24 protein-coding genes are annotated in these 25,916 nt (G+C 49.0%); 20 read left to right on the top strand and 4 right to left on the bottom strand.

From position 1 onward, the window contains the following. Positions 1 to 54 precede the first annotated feature (54 nt). Together ACXN9U_RS16285 and ACXN9U_RS16280 are read left to right on the top strand one after the other, a co-directional pair. On the top strand, positions 55 to 3,924 hold the full coding sequence (locus ACXN9U_RS16285; protein WP_489201910.1) for a lamin tail domain-containing metallophosphoesterase family protein: 3,870 nt from the start codon (positions 55 to 57) through the stop codon (positions 3,922 to 3,924). Between the two features lie 165 nt (positions 3,925 to 4,089). Then, positions 4,090 to 4,665 (top strand): TetR/AcrR family transcriptional regulator, encoded by a 576-nt coding sequence (locus tag ACXN9U_RS16280; RefSeq protein WP_045925873.1) that lies wholly within the window; start codon positions 4,090 to 4,092, stop codon positions 4,663 to 4,665. A 133-nt stretch (positions 4,666 to 4,798) separates the two neighbouring features. Here ACXN9U_RS16280 and ACXN9U_RS16275 read toward each other — a convergent pair whose 3' ends face one another. From ACXN9U_RS16275 to nagA, 3 genes are read right to left on the bottom strand one after another with little or no spacing between them, the layout of a single operon-like run. After that, positions 4,799 to 5,530, bottom strand: coding sequence for a GntR family transcriptional regulator (locus tag ACXN9U_RS16275; RefSeq protein WP_060964169.1), 732 nt, complete (start codon positions 5,528 to 5,530; stop codon positions 4,799 to 4,801). Positions 5,531 to 5,543: 13 nt separating this feature from the next. Next, on the bottom strand, positions 5,544 to 6,269 hold the full coding sequence (gene nagB, locus ACXN9U_RS16270) for a glucosamine-6-phosphate deaminase (protein ID WP_060965102.1): 726 nt from the start codon (positions 6,267 to 6,269) through the stop codon (positions 5,544 to 5,546). Then, the gene (nagA, locus tag ACXN9U_RS16265) at positions 6,266 to 7,456 is read right to left on the bottom strand and encodes an N-acetylglucosamine-6-phosphate deacetylase (RefSeq protein WP_060964170.1); all 1,191 of its coding nucleotides are present in this window, start codon (positions 7,454 to 7,456) and stop codon (positions 6,266 to 6,268) included. Before nagA ends, nagB begins: the two co-directional genes overlap by 4 nt. Before the next feature lie 169 nt (positions 7,457 to 7,625). Between nagA and hprK the strand changes: the two genes are divergently transcribed. Genes hprK through ACXN9U_RS16245 form a run of 4 tightly spaced genes read left to right on the top strand, consistent with a single transcriptional unit; the run spans position 7,626 to position 10,586 of the window. Beyond that, a complete protein-coding gene (gene hprK / locus ACXN9U_RS16260) occupies positions 7,626 to 8,558 on the top strand; it encodes an HPr(Ser) kinase/phosphatase (protein ID WP_013353746.1) in 933 nt (310 codons plus the stop codon). 14 nt (positions 8,559 to 8,572) lie between these two features. After that, a complete protein-coding gene (lgt, locus tag ACXN9U_RS16255) occupies positions 8,573 to 9,388 on the top strand; it encodes a prolipoprotein diacylglyceryl transferase (RefSeq protein WP_016937807.1) in 816 nt (271 codons plus the stop codon). A gap of 25 nt (positions 9,389 to 9,413) precedes the next feature. Beyond that, complete coding sequence (gene ppaX, locus ACXN9U_RS16250; RefSeq protein WP_060964171.1) at positions 9,414 to 10,064, top strand: pyrophosphatase PpaX; 651 nt, start codon at positions 9,414 to 9,416, stop codon at positions 10,062 to 10,064. 3 nt (positions 10,065 to 10,067) lie between these two features. After that, positions 10,068 to 10,586: an acyltransferase gene (locus ACXN9U_RS16245; RefSeq protein WP_016937809.1), complete on the top strand. Its 519-nt coding sequence runs from the start codon at positions 10,068 to 10,070 to the stop codon at positions 10,584 to 10,586. Between the two features lie 16 nt (positions 10,587 to 10,602). On the opposite strand, the gene ACXN9U_RS16240 is transcribed toward ACXN9U_RS16245, so the two are convergent. After that, complete coding sequence (locus tag ACXN9U_RS16240) at positions 10,603 to 11,328, bottom strand: C39 family peptidase (RefSeq protein WP_438420723.1); 726 nt, start codon at positions 11,326 to 11,328, stop codon at positions 10,603 to 10,605. A 240-nt stretch (positions 11,329 to 11,568) separates the two neighbouring features. Between ACXN9U_RS16240 and ACXN9U_RS16235 the strand changes: the two genes are divergently transcribed. The 14 genes from ACXN9U_RS16235 (at position 11,569) to cwlO (ending at position 25,808) form a co-directional block, all read left to right on the top strand. Beyond that, positions 11,569 to 12,741, top strand: coding sequence for an ATP phosphoribosyltransferase regulatory subunit (locus ACXN9U_RS16235; protein WP_326351430.1), 1,173 nt, complete (start codon positions 11,569 to 11,571; stop codon positions 12,739 to 12,741). Then, a complete protein-coding gene (gene hisG / locus ACXN9U_RS16230; protein ID WP_045925879.1) occupies positions 12,734 to 13,375 on the top strand; it encodes an ATP phosphoribosyltransferase in 642 nt (213 codons plus the stop codon). The genes ACXN9U_RS16235 and hisG overlap by 8 nt, the downstream gene beginning before the upstream one ends. Next, on the top strand, positions 13,372 to 14,655 hold the full coding sequence (hisD, locus tag ACXN9U_RS16225; protein ID WP_489201909.1) for a histidinol dehydrogenase: 1,284 nt from the start codon (positions 13,372 to 13,374) through the stop codon (positions 14,653 to 14,655). The genes hisG and hisD overlap by 4 nt, the downstream gene beginning before the upstream one ends. Then, entirely contained in the window at positions 14,652 to 15,236 is a 585-nt protein-coding gene (gene hisB, locus ACXN9U_RS16220; protein WP_060964175.1) for an imidazoleglycerol-phosphate dehydratase HisB, read from the top strand. Before hisD ends, hisB begins: the two co-directional genes overlap by 4 nt. Continuing rightward, positions 15,237 to 15,875, top strand: coding sequence for an imidazole glycerol phosphate synthase subunit HisH (hisH, locus tag ACXN9U_RS16215; RefSeq protein WP_016937815.1), 639 nt, complete (start codon positions 15,237 to 15,239; stop codon positions 15,873 to 15,875). Further along, positions 15,872 to 16,609: a 1-(5-phosphoribosyl)-5-[(5-phosphoribosylamino)methylideneamino]imidazole-4-carboxamide isomerase gene (hisA, locus tag ACXN9U_RS16210; RefSeq protein WP_060964177.1), complete on the top strand. Its 738-nt coding sequence runs from the start codon at positions 15,872 to 15,874 to the stop codon at positions 16,607 to 16,609. Before hisH ends, hisA begins: the two co-directional genes overlap by 4 nt. Then, positions 16,606 to 17,364 carry an imidazole glycerol phosphate synthase subunit HisF gene (gene hisF / locus ACXN9U_RS16205; protein ID WP_060964178.1) on the top strand — a complete coding sequence of 253 codons (759 nt, stop codon included), beginning with the start codon at positions 16,606 to 16,608 and terminating at the stop codon, positions 17,362 to 17,364. Before hisA ends, hisF begins: the two co-directional genes overlap by 4 nt. After that, entirely contained in the window at positions 17,361 to 17,981 is a 621-nt protein-coding gene (hisIE, locus tag ACXN9U_RS16200) for a bifunctional phosphoribosyl-AMP cyclohydrolase/phosphoribosyl-ATP diphosphatase HisIE (protein ID WP_060964179.1), read from the top strand. Before hisF ends, hisIE begins: the two co-directional genes overlap by 4 nt. A 213-nt stretch (positions 17,982 to 18,194) precedes the next feature. Next, on the top strand, positions 18,195 to 19,964 hold the full coding sequence (locus ACXN9U_RS16195) for an ABC transporter ATP-binding protein (RefSeq protein ID WP_060964180.1): 1,770 nt from the start codon (positions 18,195 to 18,197) through the stop codon (positions 19,962 to 19,964). 88 nt (positions 19,965 to 20,052) lie between these two features. Beyond that, complete coding sequence (locus ACXN9U_RS16190; protein ID WP_060964181.1) at positions 20,053 to 20,658, top strand: hypothetical protein; 606 nt, start codon at positions 20,053 to 20,055, stop codon at positions 20,656 to 20,658. A 37-nt stretch (positions 20,659 to 20,695) separates the two neighbouring features. Continuing rightward, entirely contained in the window at positions 20,696 to 21,373 is a 678-nt protein-coding gene (locus ACXN9U_RS16185; protein WP_060964182.1) for a response regulator transcription factor, read from the top strand. Beyond that, on the top strand, positions 21,370 to 22,431 hold the full coding sequence (locus ACXN9U_RS16180) for a sensor histidine kinase (RefSeq protein ID WP_047477278.1): 1,062 nt from the start codon (positions 21,370 to 21,372) through the stop codon (positions 22,429 to 22,431). The genes ACXN9U_RS16185 and ACXN9U_RS16180 overlap by 4 nt, the downstream gene beginning before the upstream one ends. 115 nt (positions 22,432 to 22,546) lie before the next feature. After that, positions 22,547 to 24,001: a tetratricopeptide repeat protein gene (locus tag ACXN9U_RS16175; RefSeq protein WP_060964184.1), complete on the top strand. Its 1,455-nt coding sequence runs from the start codon at positions 22,547 to 22,549 to the stop codon at positions 23,999 to 24,001. A 397-nt stretch (positions 24,002 to 24,398) separates the two neighbouring features. Then, on the top strand, positions 24,399 to 25,808 hold the full coding sequence (cwlO, locus tag ACXN9U_RS16170; protein WP_060964186.1) for a peptidoglycan DL-endopeptidase CwlO: 1,410 nt from the start codon (positions 24,399 to 24,401) through the stop codon (positions 25,806 to 25,808). Positions 25,809 to 25,916: the final 108 nt, after the last annotated feature.

Raw genomic sequence — 25,916 nt, 5'->3', positions numbered from 1 at the left:
GGTTACATAAGCGGAGGCCTCCTGACGCAACATAATGCATAGGGAGGTAATGAGATGAAACTTGTGATGACGCTCTTTTTTCTGATTGGTTTGCTTTGTGTGAGTCCTTCTGCGGGTGCGGCGCGCAAAGAATCGGAAATCCCGGTGAATCAGCAGGAATTCGGACAGCCGCCTCATTACATACCGCTTCTGGAGAATCCTCCCCAAATCGAAGTAAAGGCGGAAATGAAAAGAAACCTGTTCATACAGGCTCATGTACAGAATGCCGATTATCAAGCGTTTTCGGCGTTTCTTTTTTATAAACAAAGCAATGAGCTGGGATATAAGATGGTGCCGATGGAGCCCGCTCCAGGCGCAATCCGGCTGTTTACGGCCCAGGTTTCAAAACGGGATATCTGGAATGGAGAATTGGAATATTACCTCGTTTTCACCAACGGCAGACAGCGGGCGGAATCGGAGAAAAAGCGGCTGAAGCTGGACGGCTATCAAGCCGATTTGAATCATATTCCCGAGCTGATGATTACGGAGCTTGCCGTTGATACGAAAAATGAAGACGGCGCTGATGCCTATGAATTTATCGAGGTGTATAACACGACGGACAGACCCATTCACTTTAAGGATTATCATATCCGCTACCGCTACCCGAAGGAAGGGCCGGAATCAGATGTGATATGGAGGCCGAAAGAAGATATTGTCATTCCGTCAGGCGGCGCTTATGTGTTTTGGCTGAGACATGCCGCATCAGAACTGACGGCAGATGATTTCAACCGCTATTACGGAACCCGCCTGAAGGAGGGAAAACATCTCGCCGTCATCGAAGGGACGGACGGAATGTCCAACGCCCGCCCGCGGACGGTGGTGCTGTCAGCAAACACCGGAAAAACCATCGCCTCAGCGCACTACCGAAAACACGCATTCCGCCGGCTGACTTCTTTGCTGTACAAATATCCGCTGAACGGAACGGGAGAATTGCTCAAGATCTCCACAAGCGAACATAAGCCGTCACCGGGCTCCGTTTTTCAGGCGCAGATCCCTCAGCAGAAAAGAGTGATCAAACCGGATAAGGAAAAACCGGTCATTGAAGACCTTACAGACAAAAAGCCGGTCCGGCCGGCAGAAAGCATTGAATTAAAAGCGGACATCCGGGACAAAAACCTTGTCAAAACAGCGGCGTTTTATTACAGAACCAATGAGAACAAACCATTCAAACGAATTCTGGCTGAAAAAGACCGCAACGACAGCTTATACCGTCACATTATTTATTCCCCGGAACTGCTCGGCCAGGATCAGCTTGAGTATTATATCGCAGCCGGTGACGGGGAAAATGAAGCAAAAACACCCGTCAAGATGATTGACATTGAACAGACGAGTAAATCACACGGACTCAGAATGAACATTGAACCGGAAGATACGATATCGGGCACCTATCTGCTCAAAGCCACATCTGACGCCGGCGCGGATAAGATCAAACTGTGGATTGACGGCAAGCGGCAGGAGACCCGGCCGGCGCTGGAAAAAGAGGTCTATTTCGCCTTCGATGCCCGGAAAACCAATCTTTATTTCAAAAACACCGTCATGATGGAAAACGAGGTGCTGCACATTTTTGACGATCCGGCTCATCGCTACAGAACGTACTCGGTTCTGCTTCCGGAACGTCTGCTGCAAAAAGGGGGCAAAACGCAGAAAGTATCCATCCGCGCGGGATCAAAGGTTTCTCCGTATGACACGGGGGAGAATCGGGATGATTTTATCGTGAAAAATGCCCGCCTGGTGCTTTCAGACGGAACGTTGATCAAAGACGGGAAGCGGGATCCTGATGAGCAGCTGTTTATCGGTGACGGCAAGCGGGCGAATCAGAGCATGACCTTCTCATTCAGCCTGCCGGATCATTTATTTACGTCGCGGCTTTTGCCATGGAATACGGCGAAGCTTTCTGAAGGCTATCACCAGATTTTTGTAAGCGACGGTGAGGAGCAGCTCAGTCAGTCTGTGCGGGTGGACAATACAGGCCCGAAAATTGTTCCGGGTATCAAAGAAGGCGCGACATTGAAAGGTAACTTTGAGCTGAAAGCGGACATCCGTGATAAATGGAGCAAGGTGGAAGAAGTCAAAGCGTTTTTGGACGGAGAAAGCATCACGCTCCCGCATCATACGTCATCAGCCGATCTTAAGCCCGGAAAGCATACGCTTACCATCACTGCGGCAGACCTTGCCGGAAATGAAACAACGTCCGTCCGCACCTTCCATATCAAACGGGAGGAGCCGGATCAGCCGGAGCTTGCCGATCAAAACATTAGCGCCCATAAAGCGAAGCTGTCCGTCCGGGTAAAGGATCCGACGAAGGATGAAATGAATGTATCATTTTACCGGGGATTCCGTTACACCGCGCGGAATCCGGGCAGCGTGAAAGTGTATAAACACGCCTCATTAACAGAACCGCCGCAAGGCATAAAAGAAAATGAAATGCCGTTTACACTGCCGGAAATGAACCGTATCTCGGCAAATGACGGAAAAACAGTCTCGTCAGAAAGCAAGGAACGTTTCCCTTATCACCGATTTGAAGTAACCGTTGACCCGTCTATTGACGAAACGGACCTGGCCGAAGCGGTCTGGAAAGGAAGCTCTCTGCCCGGCCGAAAGGTAACCATGTATATTTGGAATTACCGGACAAGCCGCTGGCAGGAGGCGGACAGCGTCCTTGCCAAAAATAAAAAGCCGTTTACGTTAAAAGCCGCCGTGTCCGCAGCGGATGCGGTGAAAAACTCAAAGATGAATGTCATCGTTCAGGATCAAATCCCGGCAAAAGGCAATTACTCATTTGTCTGGATGTCCGATACACAGTATTACGCACAAGGGCACCCGAACATTTTTGACAAAATGACGGAGTGGATCAAAGAAAATAAGGAAAAGCACAATATCAAATATGTCTTTCATACCGGCGATATCGTCGATGATTCAATGGTGATGAAACAGTGGAAAAACGCCGATCACTCCATGCGGACACTTGATAAGGCGGGGATTCCGTACGGAGTGCTTGCCGGCAATCATGACGTCGGCCATAAAGACGGCACATACCGAACCTTCGGGGATTTCTTCGGAAGCCGCCGTTTTGAAAAGAACATGCATTACGGCGGGTCATACAAAAATAACCGCGGGCATTATGATCTGCTGTCGGCAAGCGGGAACGATTTTATTATGATTTATATGGGCTGGGGCATTGCGGATCAAGAGATTGACTGGATCAATCAAGTGCTTAAGCAATATCCGGACCGAACCGCCATATTATGTTTTCATGAGTATTTGCTTGTGAGCGGAAACCGAAGCCCGATCGGGGAGACGATCTATCAAAAAGTCGTTAAGCCGAATCGCAATGTGGCGATGGTATTAAGCGGCCATTACCATAATGCTGTGAAAAAAACCGATGCCCTTGACGATGACGGCGACGGAAAACCGGACCGCCTCGTTCATCAAATTCTGACTGACTATCAGGATGGTCCTGAAGGGGGACAAGGCTATATGCGCATCATGCAATTCGATCAGGCCGCCAATCAGGTTCACATGTTCTCCTACTCGCCGTATACGGATGACATCAATTACTATGACACCGATCTGTTCGCTGATAAAGACGAATTTTCAGCTGAAATGGATTTACAGCCGAAAATGAAAAAGGTAGCGACCGATTATTTTGAATGCAACGTTTATACGAACGAACTGCTCGGTCATCAAAAACACGTAAAAAGCGGAAAAACCGCAGAATGGGTCTGGGACGGCCTGCAGCCGGAATCAGTTTATTACTGGTACACCGTCGTCAAAGATCCGTACAACGGCAAAACAATATCACCGATCTGGATGTTCAAAACGGGAAATACGCCGTATGCTCCAGCTCCGGATCAGCTTGATTTCAGGCATGTCTCCAACCCATAACAGTGAAATACCGCCTGCTGATCGCTCAGAACGGAATCTGACGGTCAGCAGGATTTTTTCTGTACGGAAATGGCGGCGCCCTGCTGTGATAAGTGCTTTTGACTTTTTTATGTCCCTTTTCTATACTAAAATCGATTGGTTTTCTTAAATGCAGGAGGAAACATAATGAACAGTAAAACCGGGACAAAAGAAAGAATTATTCAAACCTCTGCATATCTTTTTCAGATTCAGGGATACCATGCGACAGGTTTGAATCAAATTATAAAAGAGAGCGGAGCACCCAGAGGGTCTGTGTATCATCACTTTCCAAACGGAAAAGAAGAACTCGCCATTGCGGCAATCAGACATACGGGAAGATGCGTTGAAAAGCAAATACAGAATAGTATGTCTGAATTCGGGGACCCTGTAGAAGCCATTCAGCACTTTATTCATGTAACGGCTGAACAGTTTAATGATCCTCAGAATATTGAGGGCGTGCCGGTTGGATTGCTGGCGGGTGAGACCGCTCTGATCAATGAAACGTTAAGATGCACATGTGTTGAGGTGTTCAAGAAGTGGACGGATGTGTTTGCGGCAAAATTTCTTGAGCATGGGTTTGAACAAGAGGAAGCGGAGAAGCTTGGGATGACAATCAACTCGATGATTGAAGGCGCAATCATGTTTTCACTGGCTCACAAAAACAAAGAACCGCTGCTGCTGATTTCAAAGCAGGTTCCGTATATTGTCCAAAACAGAGGGTAGCATTTTAGTACTCTTTTCTTTATAAAAATAGATACCTAAACCCCAGCCTCTCCGTTTTGACAGAGTCATAGAGAATTGATTTGAAAATGGCAGATCAAAAAAACATCTCCAACCCGTAACGGTTGGAGATGTTTCATTTCACCCTGTCCATATAATGCACGAATGTGTAGCGGTCGCCTCTGTAGGCGGATTTGACATGCTCAAAGGCAGTGCCGTCCTGCAGATAAGTGGTCCGCTTGATATAGAGGACGGGCGCGCCGGGCTGGATCCCGAGCAGTTCGGCTTCTTCCTCGGAAGCTGTTCCCGGTTCAAGCTCTTGTTTGGCGCGTGAGATCGGCATCTGATTGTACGCTTCGATGTGCTCATACATGGATGATTGAAAATGGGAGGCATCCAATTTCCCCGCCTTGTCAAACGGGATGTACGAGGCTTCGATCGCCATCGGGATATCATTCGCCAGCCGGACGCGGATGATTTTATGAAGCGTTGCCTGACAGCCGCATCCAAGGATAGAAGATAACTCTTCCGTCGCCTGAATCAGCTGGTATTCGGCAAGTCTGCTCCCCGGCTTCATGCCCCGGCTTCTCATATCTTCAGTGAAGCTTGTCAGCCCTTGAAGCGGCTGCTCCATCTTCAGTTTGCTGACGAACGTTCCCCGGCCTTTCTGTCTGTATAAAAATCCTTCATTCACCAAATTGGAAAGCGCCTGGCGCACCGTCATGCGGCTGATGCCGAATTGTTCGGCGTATTCCCGCTCAGACGGAAGCAGCGCATCCGCTTTCAGCTCGCCGTTTTTGATTTGGGTTTTCAATTGTTCCATAATCTGAAAGTAAATCGGAATCGGAGATTGTTTATCAATCTGCATAGGTCAAATCCTTTCAATCGCCGCCCGCAGCCTCTTCATCAATCAAGACCGTCACATCCGGGTGTTCGTGCAGGGCGGAGGCGGGGAATGCTTCAGTGACGCGCCCGTCCAGAAGCTGCTTCACCGCTTGGGCCTTGCTTTTTCCAGATGCAATGATCAAAATCCGTTTGCCGGACAAGATCGTCCTGATCCCCATTGTCACGGCTTTTTCAGGAACTTGGTCGATTGACGGAAAGTACCGCGCATTCGCCCGTCTTGTCTCTTCATTCAGCTCAACGACATGGGTTCGGGATTCAAATGGCGTTCCGGGCTCATTAAAGCCGATATGGCCGTTGTGTCCGATGCCTAAAAGCTGAATATCCGCTCCGCCGAGTGTTTGAATCAATCGGTCATAGCGTTCGCATTCAGCCTCAAGATCGTCTGCCCGTCCGTCAGGGAGAAAGCGGCGGTCCTTTCGGCTGTCGATATGTGCAAAAAAATGTGTATTCATATAATAATGATAGCTGTTTTTGTCCTCGGGAGAAAGCCCGGCGTATTCATCAAGGTTGATCGTCGTGACATCCCGGAATGACAGGCCCTCGGAGCGGTGCATCCGCACAAGCTCTTTGTATACGCCTTCAGGGGTGCCTCCCGTCGCAAGCCCGAGAACGGCATCCGGCTTTTGTTTAACTGTTTCAGCAATCATCTCTGCGGCTTTTTCACTTAATTCTTCATAATGTCTGCATGTGATGACGTTCATGTCCAATCAGCTCCTCCTGAGATATATGCGGTGTTTCCTCGGCAGATCGTTGCCAGCACGGCGCACTGTCCGTCCGTCAAAACAATGTCGGCGTCTTTTCCTTCCGCAAGGCTTCCTTTACGGTCAAAAATGCCGAGCCGGCGGGCTGCATTTGCCGCTGTCATATTAGCTATATCCAGCCATGAGCAGTTCGTAAACCTGCGCATGAGCGCCGCGCCTTCATTCATTTTTAAAATGGAACCGGCCAGCGTCCCGTCAGAAAGAAGCGCTTTGTCTCCGCAAACGGTGACTCTTTGTCCGCCGAATTCGTATTCTCCGTCCTTAAGCCCTTTTGCCCGCATGGAGTCTGTAATCATGATCAGGTTTTGGCTTCCTTTCGCCAAATAGGCAAGCTTTACAGCCAAAGGATGAGAATGAATGCCGTCAGTGATCAGCTCCGCCGTGATGCGGCCGCAGGCGAGCGCCGTACCGATGCCCCCCGGCTCACGGTGATGAAAGGAGCTCATGGCGTTGAAGAGGTGTGTCATATGCAGTGCTCCGGCATCCGCCGCTTTTTCTAAAAGATCGGCTCCCGCGTCTGTGTGTCCCATTGACGGGATGATGTTCCGGTCTTTTAAATAACGGATCAGGCTGAAATCAGGATCTTCTTCCGGTGCAAGCGTCACGATTTTAATCAGACCTCCGGAGAGACGCTCCCATTTCTGAAAGAGCCCGGCATCGGCCGGCGTAATCCATTGTTTCGGCTGTGCTCCCGCTTTTTTCGGAGAGACAAACGGTCCTTCTAAATGAATGCCGATCAACTCAGCGCCTTTATGAGCCTGCGGTGAGGAGTCCGTCCATTCCTTGGCGTTTTTAAGCGCTTTTTCAATGTTTTCGTGCTGCTGTGTGATCGTGGTCGCTAGAAAAGCGGTTGTTCCTTCTTCGGGCAGCCGGGCGGACATTGTATCAAGAGCCGCGAGATCGGCATCCATTGTATCCGCGCCGTAACCGCCGTGAATATGGATATCTATCATTCCGGGAAGCGCATACGAACCCGCGGGCGCCTTCCATTCCTTCTCATACGTTTCTTGCGGTCTTGTTTGACCCGCGTAAGAAATGATGCCGTCTTTTATGCCGAGAAATCCGTTTCGGATGATTTCCTCTTCTGTTACGATGTCCGCACCGCTGATTAACAAGCTTTCAGCCACTTTAAAACACGCCTTTCTGGTTAGTTGTTAGTTTTATTTTACTCTTTTTCAGACTAGTTATCTAGACCAGTTATGCCGGAATTGTATAAATCTGTTTTGGTTCAGACGGTAAAGTGATAAAATATAACTGTTCAAAGCTCGGAACATCCCAGAACAGGAGGAACATATCTTGGCAAAGGTTCGGACCAAAGACGTAATGGAGCAGTTCCATTTAGAATTGATCAGCGGAGAAGAAGGGATTAACCGCCCGATTACGATGAGTGATTTATCACGGCCCGGTATTGAAATCGCCGGTTATTTTACATATTACCCGAGAGAACGGGTGCAGCTTTTAGGAAAAACGGAGCTGTCATTTTTCGATCAGCTTCCTGAGGAGGATAAAAAACAGCGGATGGAATCGCTGTGCACCGATGTGACGCCGGCTATCATCCTTTCCAGAGATATGCCGATCCCGCCGGAGCTTGTAGAAGCATCCGAGAAAAACGGCGTGCCGGTGCTAAGATCCCCTCTGAAAACAACCAGGCTGTCAAGCCGGCTGACGAATTTTCTTGAGAGCCGTCTCGCGCCGACAACCGCCATTCACGGCGTGCTTGTGGATATATACGGCGTCGGTGTGCTCATAACGGGAAAAAGCGGCGTCGGTAAAAGTGAAACGGCCCTGGAGCTCGTCAAACGCGGCCATCGTCTTGTCGCGGATGACTGCGTCGAAATCCGGCAGGAGGATCAGGATACGCTCGTCGGGAATGCGCCTGATCTGATTGAGCATCTGCTTGAAATCAGGGGTCTCGGCATTATAAATGTCATGACGCTGTTCGGAGCGGGCGCCGTCAGAAGCAATAAAAGAATTACAATCGTCATGGACCTTGAGCTTTGGGAGCAAGGGAAGCAATACGACCGTCTCGGACTTGAAGAGGAAAAAATGAAAATCATTGATACGGAAATTACAAAACTGACCATTCCAGTCCGCCCTGGGCGAAATCTCGCCGTTATTATCGAAGTTGCGGCGATGAACTTCAGATTGAAGCGGATGGGTTTAAATGCCGCCGAGCAATTTACGAATAAGCTGGCGGATGTCATTGAAGACGGCGAACAAGACGAATAGGAGTTGGCAATAATATGAACGAAGCAGGAACACCGATCAATCCGATTGCCTTGCAGCTCGGACCTTTATCCGTGCACTGGTACGGGATCATTATCGGCGCGGGTGCATTATTAGGGCTTTGGATGGCCATGAGGGAGAGCGAAAAGCGAGGGCTGAAAAAGGACATTTTTATTGATCTTGTTCTTTTCGCCATCCCGATCGCAATCATTTGCGCCCGGGCATACTATGTGCTTTTCGAGTGGAGCTATTACTCGGAACACCCCGGGGAAATCATTAAAATTTGGAAAGGCGGTATCGCGATTCACGGCGGATTAATCGGTGCGATCGCAACAGGCGTTGTTTTTTCAAAAGTAAGAGGGATCTCATTCTGGAAGCTGGCGGATATTGCCGCGCCGAGTATTCTGCTCGGTCAGGCCATCGGGCGCTGGGGAAACTTTATCAACCAGGAGGCTCACGGCGAAGCGGTCAGCCGTTCATTTTTGGAAAGTCTTCACCTTCCGGATTTCATCATTAATCAGATGTACATAGACGGACATTATTATCACCCGACGTTTCTATATGAATCGCTGTGGAGCTTTGCGGGTGTCGTGATTCTGCTTCTGCTCCGCCGCGTGAACCTGCGCAGGGGCAATCTGTTCTTAACGTATATCATCTGGTATTCGATCGGCAGATACTTTATTGAAGGAATGCGCACGGACAGCCTGATGCTCACGAGCCAGCTTCGAATCGCGCAGGTCATTTCCATTGTGCTGATTGTTCTTGCGATTATTTTAATGGTTTTCAGACGCGTTAAAGGGTATGCCGATAAGCGGTATGCAGATACGGACTGACGTCTGAAATCGGAAAGGACATAAGATGACTGATAAACGTTTAACCGCCATTTTATTCGATCTCGACGGCACGCTGATTGACACGAATGAACTGATTATCGCTTCTTATCTTCATACGCTTGATCATTATTGCCCGGGACAGTATAAACGGGAAGATGTGCTTCCGTTTATCGGCCCGCCTCTGTACGAAACATTTTCAGGCATTGATGCCGAAAAGTGCGATGACATGATCAGCATGTACAGAGCATTCAATCATGAGAAGCACGATGAGCTTGTCAAGGAGTACGAAACGGTTTATGAAACGCTCGATGAATTGAAAAAAGCGGGCTATCAGCTCGGTATTGTCACCACAAAGCTGAGGGATACAGTCAATATGGGATTGAAGCTGACAGGCATCGGGCGGTTTTTCGATACTGTCGTCACGCTTGATGATGTAAAGCATCCGAAGCCTGATCCCGAACCTGTGCGGCTTGCGCTCAGCCGGCTTGGGTGCGATCCGTCGGAGGCCATGATGGTCGGTGACAATTATCACGATGTCATGGCGGGCAAAAACGCCGGCACAAAAACAGCCGGCGTGGCGTGGACGATTAAAGGCGCACAGGCGCTTTCCGCGTATGAACCCGATTATATGCTTGAGAAAATGAGTGATTTATTGCACATCACCGGAGTGAAGTGATCCGTGAGAAAAACAGACCGCCATCCGGTTGCAGGTGCAAATTCATTGTGGCATGTATATCAGACGGTTCCCTTTCTGAAGGTGATAAAAAACTTCATCATCATCCAGATTGCAAGGTATACGCCGTTTCTAAGCGTGAAGAACTGGCTGTACCGAACCTTTTTGAAAATGAATGTCGGAAAACAAACCTCTTTCGCGCTGATGGTGATGCCGGATATTATGTTTCCTGAAAAAATCACTGTCGGAGAAAACAGCATCATCGGCTACAATACGACGATTTTGGCTCATGAATATTTAATACATGAGTACCGGACCGGTGATGTCACAATCGGTGACGAGGTAATGATCGGGGCAAACACAACGATTCTGCCCGGCGTCACCATCGGGAGCGGAGCCGTTGTATCAGCCGGTACGCTGGTGCATAAAGATGTCCCGGCCGGGGCGTTTGTCGGAGGAAATCCGATGAAGCTGATCTATACGCACGAAGAAATGAAAAAACGAATGGAAAACCCCGCTGATTAACGTCAGCGGGGTTTTTTTATGACTTGATTACAATGGCCTGGCTGCCCATCTGCTTCCAGGCTTTTTCGAATTCAGTCCGGTCCGTTTTTCTGTTTTTATAGCCGTAAGGGTCATTGACGTATACATAATCGTGATCATAACCGGTGACGGCTACGCTGTGCATGCTGTACGTGATGTCGACCTTTCCGTTCGGCGTATTCCAAGTCTGCATTTGATCAACCGGTTTAAAGGAAGTGGTGATAATCACCCAGACCGGCCGTCCCTTTTCAAGCTGGCGGTACACAGCAGAAATGTCTTTTCCCGTCAGGTCGTATACTTTGTTTCCTGCATACTCTTTGGCCAGTTTAACAATCGGCTCATGATAAACGCCTAAACCCGGGCCGTTTTCCATGTCTCCGGCAAATCCTTCATTCGGATCTCCTTTCAGCCCGCTGCTGTATGTGAGCGGAACTTTATTGATTCGATCCGCCAATGTATTTTTTGATACATGATATCCGGCATTGTTCAAAATCATAGCAAGGCTTGTCACCTCACAGCCATTGTACAGTCTGGGTGAATCCATCTGTCTGTACAGAACGACATTGAGCGGTGACGCGCTCCCTTTTAACGGTGTTTTCTCATCAGGCTCGTCGGACTGCTGATTGAAAAGATTCAAATGAATATCGTTTGTATAGATGTTATATCCCAGATAGACAAGGACGGCTGTCAGAATCAGCACACATAATGTTCCAAGCGTCTTCATTATCAATTATTCTCCCTTGTTTCTGTTGAAGCTATTCTATGTATTATAGCACTTCTGCTCAATATGATTAGATGGTTGTGTTATGTTTACAGATTTGTTCATGATTTAGTCATCAATATGGGAAAGAATAGGCGGACATTGGGCATTGCAATCTATTCTTTTATCTGCTAACATATTATCATATTAGCGAACTAAAGGATTCGGAATTTTCCTTCAGACAAAGCGGAGGTGCAAAAGGGAATGTTTATGTTTGAAAAACCGCATGGCATGAGAGATACGCTTCCCGGTTTATACGAAGCAAAGAAGAAAGTCCGTTCCACACTGACGGATTTAATTGATAAATGGGGTTATCAGTTTATGGAGACTCCGACCCTAGAATTCTATGAAACAGTGGGTGTCCAGTCAGCAATTGAAGAACAGCAGCTGTTTAAGCTTCTCGACCAGGACGGAAAAACGCTTGTGCTTCGGCCTGACATGACCGGACCGATTGCCCGGGTGGCGGCGTCTAAGCTGCACAAAAATAATCATCCGCTCAGAGCGGGATATGCGGCAAGCGTCTACCGCGCTCAAGAACGGGAAGGCGGACGTCCGGCTGAATTCGAACAGGTCGGCGCGGAGCTGATCGGCGACGGATCAACAAGCGCGGACGCTGAGGTGATTGCACTCGCGGCCGGCGCTCTGAAAAACGCGGGATTGCACCGATTTAAAATCGCGATCGGCCATGCAGGGCTCGCAGATGAGCTGTTTGTCGAGGTGCTGGGCAATGCCGAGCGGGCGGATGTTCTGCGGCGCTTTCTCTTTGAAAAGAATTATGTGGGGTACAGAGAACATGTCAAATCGCTTCCGCTTTCTTCAATAGACAAAAGCCGGCTGCTCGGACTTTTGGAATTGCGGGGCGGAAAAGAGATCTGCGCCAAAGCGGAGGAGATCATCGGCATCTCCGGGCAAAGCGTGATTCAGGAGCTGGAAGACCTATGGGACATTCTTGAAGATTACGGGTGTGCCGAGCATATCCGGCTTGATCTGAACATGGTCAGCCATATGAGTTATTACACGGGAATTTTATTCGAAGTGTATGCGGCAAATGTCGGGTTTGTCATCGGAAGCGGCGGCCGCTATAACAATCTTCTCGGCCATTTCGGCAGCCCTGCTCCCGCCACGGGCTTCGGACTCCGTATCGACAGGCTGATTGAAGCGCTCGGCATCCAGGAAGAAACAAGCGAGGCGGACGCCGTTATTTTCAGCAAGGAGCAGCGGGCGCAGGCCATTTTATTCGCGGAGGAAGAAAGGGCAAGAGGCAGAAAGGTTGTCCTGCAGGATTTGGCGGGCATTGAAAATATCGATCATATGACAAAATCATTCACAAACGTCACATACTTTATCGGTGCCAGAAAGGAAGAGCAAAATGGGTAAGGTACTCACAATGGCAATGCCAAAAGGGCGGATATTCGAAGAAGCGGCCGGATTGCTGCGGCAGGCCGGATACAGGCTGCCCGAGGAGTTTGAGGAATCAAGAAAGCTGATCATCGACGTTCCTGAAGAAAATCTCCGCTTTATTTTAGCGAAGCCGATGGACGTCACGACTTATGTCGAACATGGCGTCGCTGATGCCGGTATTGCCGGAAAGGATGTCATGCTTGAAGAAGAGCGTGACGTGTATGAGGTGCTCGATCTGAATATCAGCAAATGCCATCTCGCCGTTGCGGGGCTTCCGGGAGCGGATTGGAACGGTGTCGCCCCGAGGATCGCGACGAAATATCCGAATGTTGCGTCAAGTTATTTCAGAGAGCAGGGCGAGCAGGTGGAAATCATTAAGCTGAACGGCTCCATTGAGCTGGCGCCTTTAATCGGGCTTGCTGACAGAATCGTGGATATCGTATCAACAGGGCGGACATTAAAGGAAAACGGACTCGTTGAATCAGAACACATTTGTGACATCACATCGCGTTTTATCGTCAATCCGGTCAGCTATCGCATGAAGGATGACGTCATCGACGAAATGGCTGCCAGGCTGGCCAGGGTTGTGGAAGGAGAAACGGCAAAATGAAAATAACCGCAATAAAAAAAAGCGAGCGGTTTTCACTGAAGCGTTCCATTGACAGCGGAACCGAAGAGCAGCGGAAAACCGTCAGGGCGATTATTGAAGACGTCAGAAAAAACGGCGACAAAGCCGTTTTGGCCTATACAAAAACATTTGACGGCATCAGCCTGGACCGGTTGGCGGTGAGCGCAGAAGAAATCGCAGAGGCGTACCGTCTGCTTGATGATCAGCTGCTGGAAGTGATCAAGCAGGCAATCGCCAATATTAAAGAATATCACGAGCGCCAGCTGCAATCCTCTTGGTTTTACCATCGTAAAGACGGCACAATGCTCGGACAGAAAATAACGGCGCTTGATTCCGCGGGCGTATATGTGCCGGGCGGGACGGCCGCTTATCCGTCGTCCGTTTTGATGAATGTCATCCCCGCTCTCGCTGCGGGAGTGGGGCGGATCGTTCTCGTCAGTCCGCCGGGAAAAGACGGCAGCCTTTCGCCGGGCGTTCTGGCGGCGGCGTCTGAGCTCGGCATAAAGGAAATTTACAAAGCGGGAGGCGCGCAGGCGATTGCCGCGCTCGCTTACGGAACCGAAACGATACAGCCTGTTGATAAGATTACAGGTCCCGGCAATATTTTTGTGGCGCTGGCGAAGCGCGAAGTCTTCGGTGATGTGGATATTGACATGATAGCCGGGCCAAGCGAAATCGCAGTCCTGGCAGACGATACGGCGGCGCCCGAAGAAGTTGCCGCTGACCTGCTTTCTCAGGCCGAACACGATATGCTCAGCTCAAGCGTGCTTGTCACCGACTCACGGAAGCTTGCAGAAGCGGTAGCTGATGAAGTGGATAAACAGCTTCAGACGCTGCCGCGTAAAGAAATTGCCGAAGCGTCGATCAGGGATCACGGCCATATTTACATCGCGGAAACGATGGAGGATGCGGTGGACACGGTGAACGCGCTGGCGCCTGAGCATTTAGAAATCATGACGCATTCGCCGGAGGCTTTGCTTGGAAGCATCAGGCACGCGGGAGCGATTTTCTTAGGGCGATACAGCGCTGAACCGGTCGGCGATTATTTTGCGGGACCGAATCATGTTCTGCCGACAAACGGGACGGCGCGGTTTTCAAGCCCGCTGAATGTCACGGATTTTCAAAAGAAATCGAGCATCATCTCATACAGCCGGAAGGCATTTGAAACCCACGCGGACAGCATTGCCGCCTTTGCGAGACTGGAAGGGCTTGAAGCGCACGCGAGATCGATTGAAGCGAGAAACGGAGGAAATGACCGATGAGAAAAGCGGAACGCGCCAGAAAAACAAATGAGACGGATATTAAGCTGGCTTTCGGTATTGACGGAGAAGGAAAAGCCGATATCAGCACGGATGTGCCGTTTATGACTCATATGCTTAATTTGTTTACAAAGCACGGACAATTCGATTTAACCGTTGACGCAAAGGGCGATACGGAGATAGATGATCACCACACGACTGAAGATATCGGCATCTGCTTAGGGCAGGCTTTTTTGGAGGCGCTCGGTGATAAAAAAGGAATCAAACGGTACGGATCAGCGCTTGTGCCGATGGACGAAGCGCTCGCCCAAGTCGCCGTAGACCTGAGCAACCGGCCGCACCTTGAGATGCGCGCTGTATTTCCGCAAGCGAAAGTCGGAACGTTTGATACCGAGCTGGTACATGAATTCTTATGGAAACTGGCGCTCGAAGCGAGAATGAATCTGCACGTCATCGTTCATTACGGCACGAATACCCATCATATGATAGAAGCCGTGTTTAAGGCGCTTGGCAGAGCGCTGGACGAAGCGTCATCCATTGACCCGCGCGTCAAAGGTGTACCGTCTACGAAAGGGATGCTGTAAATGATCGGTGTAATTGATTACGGAATGGGCAATTTATTCAGCGTGTCGAAGGCGCTGGAACGCGTCGGCGTCCCGTATGTCGTTTCAGACCGGCCGGAAGAGCTCGAAAAAGCGGATGCTTTTATTCTCCCCGGTGTCGGATCATTCAGTGACGCCATGGACAATTTACGCAGCACGAAGCTTGATCAATTCATACACCGTATGGTTGACGAAGGGAAGCTGCTTCTCGGCATCTGCCTCGGCATGCAGCTCATTTTCGAAGAAAGCAGCGAAAACGGCTCTGCAAAAGGACTTGGTTTATTAGCCGGAAAAGCAGTGAGACTCAAAGACAGGGATGCCGAAGGAAATAAGCTGAAGGTGCCGCATATGGGCTGGAACCGGCTGACGGTTCACCAAACATCTCCTTTGCTTTCGGAAGCGGGAGAAGGCTTTGTTTACTTTGTCCATTCCTATTATATAGACGGGATGGAAGAAGGCGATCTGCTGGCAAGCGCTGAGTACGGCGTTCGAGTTCCTGCGGTCGTCGGGAAACGCAATGTCTTCGGAGCGCAGTTTCACCCGGAAAAAAGCGGCACGGCCGGAATGGCGATCTTAACGCAATTTACAAAAATGGCAGCGGAACAGAAGGTGAAGAAATGAATGCTTTTACATTATATCCGGCAATCGATATGAGAAACGGCAAATGCGTCCGCCTCATTCAAGGTGATTACGGCAAGGAAACGATCTACGGAGACTCACCTTTAGACATGGCGGCGCAATTTGCACAAGAAGGTGCTGAATGGATTCATCTCGTGGATCTTGACGGTGCGAAAGAGGGCAGGAAAGTAAACGACAGGCATGTTCTGGACATCGTCCGGCAGCTTGATGTCAAAGTTGAGATCGGCGGCGGGATTCGTTCTGAAGCGGATGTATACGGCTACTTATCACAAGGCGCTGATCGCGTCATTCTCGGCAGCTCGGCCGTTTCCGATCCGGCGTTTGTGAAAAGCATGCTGAAACAATACGGCGGCAAAATCGCCATCGGCCTTGATGCGAGAAACGGGTATGTCTCGACGGAAGGGTGGCTGGAAACATCCTCGGTAAGAGCGTCCGATCTGGGCCGTGAATTGGCGGAGGAAGGAGCGGAAACCTTCATTTTCACGGATATTGCGACTGACGGCATGCTGTCAGGCCCGAACATTGAAAGCACCGTTCAGCTCGCAAAAGCAACGGGGAAAAACGTCATCGCCTCAGGCGGTGTCAGCTCAGTCGCCGACCTCAAAGCACTGGCCCGCTGCAAAGACGCCGGCGTATCGGGAGCCATTATCGGAAAAGCGCTGTATACAAAACAATTTTCATTGGCTGAAGCGCTCAGCGGGGTGAAGGACGCATGATCACGAAACGAATCATTCCGTGTCTCGATGTGAAAGAAGGACGCGTCGTCAAGGGCATTCAATTTCTCGGTCTGAAGGATGCGGGCGATCCTGTCGAACTGGCCGAAGCCTATGACAGGGAGGGCGCTGACGAGCTTGTTTTTCTCGACATTTCCGCCTCTCATGAAGGCCGGAAGACGATGACTGACGTCGTGGAGCAGGTTGCGGCAAAACTGGCGATTCCGTTTACGGTCGGCGGCGGAATCAATCAATTAAGCGATATGAAACGAATGCTTCGCGCAGGCGCTGATAAAGTATCCGTTAATACAGCGGCCGTCCTCCGTCCCGAGCTGATTACGGAAGGAGCGGATTTTTTCGGCTCGCAATGCATCGTAGCGGCGATCGACGCAAAGTATGACGAAGATTCGGATTGCTATAAAGTGTACACACACGGGGGCAGAAAGAAAACCGAGTGGGAAGTCACGGCTTGGGCAAAAGAAGCCGTCAAACGGGGAGCGGGTGAAATCCTGCTGACAAGCATGGACGCTGACGGTGAGAAAACAGGCTTTAACCATAAGCTTACAAAACTTGTCTCACGTGCCGTCCCGGTGCCTGTCATTGCGTCAGGGGGAGCCGGCAGCGCGCGCCATATGCTTGAAGCCTTCACGATCGGTGAAGCGGACGCCGCACTTGCAGCTTCCATTTTCCATTACAAAGAGACATCTATAAAAGAAGTGAAAGATTATATGAAGAAACACGGGGTGAATGTGAGATGAAACAGGCAGATGAACTGCGGTTTGACGAGGCCGGACTGATTCCCGCCATCGTGCAGGATGCGGCAAGCAAAGAAGTGCTGACACTGGCTTATATGAATCGTGAATCCTACGAAAAAACGATAGAAACGAAAGAAACCTGGTTTTACAGCCGTTCACGCGGGGAGCTGTGGCATAAAGGAGCGACGTCGGGGAATACCCAAAAGGTGAAAGCCATCCGCTATGATTGCGATCAAGATGCCCTTGTCGTGCTTGCGGAGCCTTCAGGACCTGCATGCCATAAGGGAAGCTACAGCTGCTTTTCTCCGGAAAAAGCGGACGCGCAGGATCGTTTCGGCATCTTAAACGAACTGGAAAGCGTAATCGCCAAACGGCAGGCGGAGATGCCTGAGGGAGCCTACACAACGTATCTGTTTCGGGAAGGTGTCGATAAAATTCTCAAAAAAGTCGGCGAAGAAGCCGCAGAGGTGATCATCGCCGCGAAAAACCGCGACCATGAAGAATTAAAATGGGAAGCGGCAGATTTGCTGTATCATTTGCTCGTTCTTCTGCGTGAACAGTCGCTTCCTTTAGACGACGTGCTTGACGTTCTTGCGAAACGCCATTCAGCATCTGAGTAACAAAAACCTCACGGAGGACTCCGTGAGGTTTTTAAATATGCCCGAACTTAAACATTCAATAAAATATTCCTTATTTCTGCAACCGGAGGCAGACGAATTTGATAATATTGACTAATAGAGTTTATTTTGGTTTTTATCAAAAATGTACGTTTTGTTCATATTCCGTTCATGCACATCCGTTATAGTATAAACAGTGATATAGGAGGAAAACATATGCCGAATAAACAACCAAAACCTAAAGGGAAATTCAGCTCATTCTTTTCATTAGTCAAAAAAACAAAACCATCCTACGGAATGCTGGCCTTCGCACTGTCTCTCAGTATTGTGACAACGCTCGTCAGCCTGTTGATTCCGCTGTTGACAAAGCAGCTCGTCGACGGCTTTTCCATGTCGTCGCTGTCAGGCGTGCAGATCGGAATCATCGCAGCCGTGTTTATCGTACAGGCTGCATTAAGCGCCTACGCCACCTACGCCCTGAACTACAGCGGCCAGAAAATCATCTCGGGGCTGCGTGATTTGTTGTGGCAGAAGTTAATTAAACTGCCTGTCTCTTATTTTGACAAAAACGCCACGGGAGAAACGATCAGCCGTGTCACCAATGACACGATGGTGGTAAAAGAGCTGATCACAAACAATATCAGCGGATTTATTACCGGAATCATTTCCGTTATCGGGTCACTGACGATCTTATTTTTCATGAACTGGAAGCTCACATTGCTCGTGCTGATCGTCGTGCCGCTGGCTGCGGTGATTTTAGTGCCGATCGGCCGGAAAATGTTTAAAATTTCTCGGGAAACACAGGATGAGACGGCGAGATTCACCGGATTATTAAACCACATCCTCCCGGAAATCAGACTTGTGAAAGCCTCAAACGCTGAAGAAGCGGAATACGGCCGCGGAAAAGCAGGCATCATGGCGCTCTTTAAACTCGGTCTTCGTGAAGCGAAGGTGCAGTCGCTCGTAGGCCCGCTTATTACACTTGTATTAATGGCGGCGCTGGTCGCTGTCATCGGGTACGGCGGAATGCAGGTGTCATCGGGTGAACTGACAGCCGGCGCGCTCGTTGCCTTTATTCTGTATTTGTTTCAGATCATTATGCCGATGGGCCAAATCACTTCATTTTTTACACAGCTTCAAAAATCCGTCGGCGCAACGGAACGGATGATTCACATTCTTGCAGAAAAAGAAGAAGATATCCAAACCGGAAAGATCATTGAAAACGCAGATCAGCCGATTAAGCTTGAACAAGTCTCATTCGGCTACAAAAAAGATCAAACCATCTTAAAAGACATTACGGCAACGATTGAGGCCGGCAAAGTCACCGCGATTGTCGGACCGAGCGGCGGCGGGAAAACAACGTTATTTAAGCTGCTGGAACGATTCTACAATCCGACGGCCGGCAGCATCCTGCTCGGAAGCGAACCGATTGATGCGTATTCCCTTGAATCATGGCGGGAGCATATCGGCTACGTGTCGCAGGAAAGCCCGTTAATGTCAGGCACCATCCGCGACAATATCTGCTACGGATTAAAACGCGAGGTGACTGACGATGAATTAAGACGAGCAGCCGACATGGCCTACGCCCTGCAATTTATTGAAGACTTACCGAAGAAATTTGAAACCGAGGTCGGTGAACGGGGGATTATGCTGTCAGGCGGACAGCGCCAGCGCATCGCCATTGCCAGAGCACTTCTCCGTAATCCGAGCATTCTCATGCTTGATGAAGCGACATCCAGTCTGGACAGCCAATCTGAAAAATGGGTGCAGCAGGCGCTCGAAGTCTTAATGGAAGGGCGCACCACGATTGTGATCGCCCACCGTTTATCCACGGTTGTGGATGCAGATCAGCTTCTCTTTGTCGAACAGGGGGAAATCACCGGCCGGGGCACACATCATGAATTAATGGCATCCCATTCGCTGTACCGCGATTTTGCGGAACAGCAGCTGAAGCTGAATGCCGATTTAGAAAACAAAGCTGTGTAAAGCAAGACTTTAGGAATAGAAAGCAGCTGAAAAAGCTGCTTTTTATTTTGCAGCCGGAGTCCTATTCATTGGAAGCGGGGGTCAAATCATGAAAAAACGCACAACGATTTTTTATTGTCACGCTGCCGTGCTGCTCGTAATCATGACTGCCGGGTGTACGGGCGGTAACGATGAAGAGCCGGGCCATTCTTCAAGTCCGGCCGGGGGAAGCAGCATAAACAAGGATGAAACAGCATCAGCGGCAGAAAAAAACGAAGCCGTAAACAAAGATTCACATCACATCTCTGCGGACAAAAGCGAACCAGACAGCATCGCGGCAGATTATTCGCCTCTGCAAATTGAATATGCCCGCGTCTGGCTGCAGCTTGGGGAAAATCAGAAGATAGATGAATTGAACGTTCGCCGCATTCCGGCCGGAGCACTCGTCAATCCTGACGATCATACGAGCGCCCGCTATCCGGAAGATGTTACTCAGTTAGCCGGTTCCCGTTTAGTTGATGGGTCGGTCACTTACAGCAGCAACGGCGACGGCACCACTCAGGTATACAATGTTCCTTTGCGCTGGGAGTTTACTGAAAAAGGTGTAATGAAAGAAGTGACGGAGGAGATGATCCGCCATACAAAAAAAGTGTATGTCGATACAGGAGACAATGAGAAGATCAGACGGCTTATAAAGATCATGTCGATTCATTAAAAGATGATGAGTGAAAAAATCAGAAGGAGGGATTTTTATGGCTGTCATATTGGTTGCGGATGATGACCGTCATATCCGTGAGCTTGTCCGCCTTATGATGGAGCAGAGCGGCTTTGACGTCGCAGAAGCTGAAGACGGAGAAGCGGCGGTGCGGCTGATAGAATCAACACCTGTTGATCTTGCCATACTGGATGTGATGATGCCGAAAATGGACGGGTTTGAAGTCAGTGAAGCCGTCCGCAGCTTTACGGACATTCCGATTTTGATGCTGACGGCAAAAGGCGAAACACTGGACAAAGTGCAAGGTTTTACTTCCGGAGCGGACGATTATCTCGTCAAACCGTTTGAGCCGCTTGAGCTTGAAGCGAGGGTCAAAGCATTGCTGAAACGGTACCGGATCACCGCTGAAAAACTGCTGACCGTCGGAACGGTCACATTAGATAAGCAATCCCGCACCGTAACGCGCGGCGGCGGGGCGGGAATGACGCTGCCCCGGCGCGAATTTGAGCTTTTATTCAAGCTCGCCAGTTACCCGAATAAGACGTTTTCCAGAGAACATTTAATAGAAGATATTTGGGGCTTTGATTATGAAGGTGATGAGCGGACGGTTGACGTGCATATTAAAAGGCTGAGAGAACGGTTTCCGGAAAAAGACTATCCCTTTGCCATTCATACGGTGCGGGGGCTCGGCTATCGGTTTGTGGTGACAGGATGAAACGGATCTTCAGAACGGCTGGAAAAATCATCATCCTTCTCACTGTCACCGCATTCTTATGGCTCGCGGCCCACCTGATCGTTCAGGGATTCGGTCTCATATGGCCGATTTTGCTTGTGCCCTACGTCCAGCAGATTCTCACGCTTTGGCTTGTTTTCGGCCTGCTGTTTGTCACGATGTTTATTTTTTCAAAGTCAGCACGTGAAAGACATCATGCGATCTGGGATTCGCTGACCGCCACGATCAAGCAAATGTCGAGCGGCAACTTCACTGCGGCCGCCTCCAGAAAAATGGAGAAGATTGAACGGGACCACCCCGTGACGAAATTGGCTGATGAACTGTCGACACTTGCCGCGGAACTGAGTGAAATGGAAAAACTGAAACAAGAATTTATTTCGAACGTTTCCCATGAAATCCAAACCCCGCTTACTTCATTAAAGGGGTACGCGCACCTCCTGAAAAAACCGGATTTGTCATATGAGGAGCGGGGGCGCTACTTACACATCATCGAGACAGAAACAGAACGATTATCAAAAATCAGTGAAAATCTGCTGAAGCTCACTGCACTCGAACGCCAAACCGAACCGATTCAAAAAAAACCGTTCCGCATTGACAAACAGCTGCGGCGCACCATATTGACCTGTGAGCCTGAGTGGTCCGCCAAACAGATTGAATTTCTCATTGATTTACAGGAATCGTATGTGTACGGAGATGAGGCGCTGCTCAGCCAAGTATGGATGAATCTGATTCACAATGCCGTGAAGTTTACCGGTGAGGGAGGCCGCATATCTGTTAAAATTGTTGATTTGCCGGAGGCGGCGGCTGTCGAAATCGCCGACAACGGAATCGGAATGGAGCCTGAGCAGGCGGAGCGCGTATTTGAACGGTTTTATAAAGCGGACAAGGCGAGAAACGCAGGGGGCAGCGGCCTCGGCCTGTCCATCGCCAAAAAAATCGCCGAGCTGCACGGCGGTTCGATAGAGGTTGAAAGCAAGCGCGGCGAAGGAACCCTTTTCCGCGTCACCCTTCCTGCCGATCCTCATGAAAAAAACAGCTAAAATCTGGTCGAACCAGCCAGTAAAAAACGAAGCTGATTCTGTCTTTTGAACTATTGAGGCGAAACCGTTTTATGGTATACTACTGACGGTAATACGTATAAAACGGAGGATATTTGTGGGAAAACACACTTCTGAACATAAAAAGCACGCACAAATTGTCCAGCTGCTTCAGGATGGACAATATTTTTTTCATAAAGGCTTAAAAGCATATAAAGAGCGGAATTTAAAACGGGCCAGCAAACTGATTCAGAGGGCCGTTCACCTCGAGCCGAATGATTCCGAAATGCTGTCCCGGCTGGCCGTCATTTATTCTGAAATGGGCCACTACCAGCAGTCAAATGAGCTGTTCGACTTTATTATGGTGAACCTGAAAGAAGAAATGCCCGAGTGTCATTACTTTAAAGCGAACAATTTCGCGCATTTGGGGCTCTTTCAGGAAGCATACAAAGAAGCCGCGGCTTATTCAGATGCCGATCCGGACGGAGAATTCAGCGAAGAGATAGAAAATCTGATGGAGCTTTTGGATTTCGGTGAAGCGGGTGAAAACGAATCGCTCTATGACCAGGATGAATTGCTGATCAGGCAGGACCGGGCAAAAACGCTTCTTGAGAGCGGCCAGCTTCATGAAGCGGTTGTCATGCTTGAAGAGATTACAGCCGATTATCCCGAGCTTTGGTCCGCATACAACAACCTTGCGCTCGCTTACTTTTACTCAGGCAATGTCACAAAAGCGAAACAGACGGTATTCGAAGTGCTTGAGAAAAATGAAGGCAATCTCCATGCCTTGTGCAACTACCTGGTATTCTGCTATTACGAGAGAGAAGATGAAAAAGTCGGGGAATTGAGCGAAAGGCTCTCCAATGTATATCCGATTTTATTCGAACAGCGCTACAAGCTGGGGGCGACGCTGGCGCTTGTCGGCAGACATGATCTCGGCTATAAATGGCTCCGGTCTCTCTACAAAAGCGGGTTTGAAGGCGACGACACGTTTTATTACTGGCTGGCCGCCTCAGCCTACGGGACAGGCCGCACAGCATTTGCCGAAACCATTTGGAGAAAGGCCGAAACCGAATTTCCCGAATCAGACCGGTCCGCGCCTTGGGCGGAACGGCAGGAACCGCTGCCTGCTGCACTTGAACAGCGGCTCGCCGCCTATTATATCAGCAGCGCTGAAGGAGAGCGGAACCAGCTTGAAAAAGTTCTGACGGCAAAACGCGCTGCTTCACCGTTTGAACAGGACTTCGTCAGACTGCTGCTTTCCGGTGAAGAAGGCGCTTCAGGCGTTTCTCATGATGCTTTGTTTACGTATCGGACGGTCAAGCTGCTGGAGAAAGCGGAAGCCGGCAGTTTAAAGACTGACGTCATGAGCTGCTGGGTTTTTCACGTCATTCAGCACATCCGCGCCGCCGCTGCCGTACAGAATGAGCGGGCATGGGCCGCAGCCATCGCATACGTATGGAAAGAAGCGAACGGCGAAAAAACGACGAAAAAAGATACGGCCGCCGTTTACGGTGTATCTCCGGCAACACTGTCAAAATACATCAGACAAATAGATGATATATTGGAATAAAACCGATTCTTTCTATATAAAGAGTCGGTTCTTTTTTTATCAGAAAGGGGTAAAACAGAACTTTACTGCCGAAAAAAGAGATTTTTATACGTCTTTTTTTTGCTTTTTGAACCGAAATCAGGCCGCCAGCACCGTTTATTTTGCAAAATATGAGATTTGCAATCACATTGAAATATAACTGTAATAAAAATTGTCGAAACATGATGGTATAATGATTCTCGTACATAAGAGATTAGTTTATTTTACATGTGCTGTATAATCTATACCAATTTAAAAGATTAAAAGATTCATACATAAAAATCATCAGCCTCACGGGTTTGTGAGGAAGCGTAACTTTGATGTTCATAATAGAATTCCAAATGAGAACAGGTTTAAAGTAAAAGGGAGGAAAGAAAAAGTGAAAAAGAGTTTATTAACACTTGGTTTGGCTTCCGTCATCGGGACAAGCAGTTTTTTGATCCCATTTACAAAAACTGCATCGGCGGAAACATTAGACAGCAAAAAAGCAAAAATCGAAAGCAAGCAATCTGAGGTGGCTTCAAGCCTTGATGCAAAAGAAAAGGAATTGTCTAAACTTCAGGACAAGCAGGCTAAGATTGAAAAAGAACTGAAAGACATTAACGCAAAAGCGTTGGATACAAGCAATAAAATTGAAGATAAAAAAGCTGAAAACGAAAAAACGAAAAAGCGCATCGCTGATTTGAAAAAAGAAATCAAAGAAACAGAAGCGCGTATTGAAAAACGCAATGAAATCCTGAAAAAACGCGTTCGTTCTTTACAGGAAAACGGCGGTTCTCAAGGATACATAAATGTTCTTTTAGGGGCGACAAGCTTCGGGGACTTCATTTCACGTGCGACTGCGGTATCTTCTATCGTTGATGCGGATAAAGACCTGATCAAACAGCAGGAGCAGGATAAAGCGAAACTCGAAGATGCGGAAGCTGAGCTTAACGTGAAGCTGAAAAAAGTCCAGGATGACCTTGCGAAGCTAGAGTCTATGCAAAAAGACCTGAACAAACAGCTTGATCAGAAAGACAAGCTTTTCGACGAAGCGAAAAACGGTCAGAAAAAAGCGGCTGCCGCTATCTCTGATCTGAAAAAAGAAGCGTCACAGCTTGCAAACGCAAAAGCTGAGACTGAAAAAGAACAGAAGCGCATTAAAGCTGAGCAGGCTGCAGCGGCTGCCCTGATCAAAAAGCAGGAAGAAGCGCAAAAAGCCTCTGAAGACCAAAACCAAACAGATGACAGCCAGCCGGCAGCGGTTAAAACTGTGAAAAAAGCAGCTGTTTCAACTGAAACATCCGATTCATCTGACAGCTCAAGCCAATCGGGCACTTCAGGCGGATCTTCTCATAACAGCGGCGGTTCAGATGATTCTGACGGAGGATCTGTTATTTCAAACTCAGGCGGTATTGAAGGCGCGATCAGCGTAGGATCAAGCCTTGTGGGTCAATCTCCGTACAAATTCGGCGGCGGACGCACACAATCTGATATTAATAACCGTATCTTTGACTGCTCTTCATTTGTACGCTGGGCTTATGCTAACGCAGGCGTTAACCTCGGACCTGTAAGCGGCACAAGCACAGATACGCTAATCGGAAGAGGTAAAGCGGTCAGCGCGTCTGACATGAAACGCGGAGACTTAGTATTCTTCGATACGTATAAAACAAACGGCCACGTCGGCATCTACTTAGGTAACGGAACGTTCCTGAACGATAATACATCTCATGGTGTATCCATTGATTCTATGAGCAACCCTTACTGGAAAAAAGTATTCAACGGCAATGTAAGACGTGTCGTGCAATAATGAATAAGACAAGGGCCTTCCATCCCGGAAGGCTCTTTCTTTATTTGTATACCCGCTCAGGAGATGCCTAATCACGTTTTCTCAGAAAAATGAGCAAAAAAATAGCGT

The sequence above is a fragment of the Bacillus sp. BACIII genome, assembly GCF_057836745.1.
Note: the sequence above shows the minus strand (reverse complement) of the source record. Positions and strands in the feature narration are given on the sequence as shown.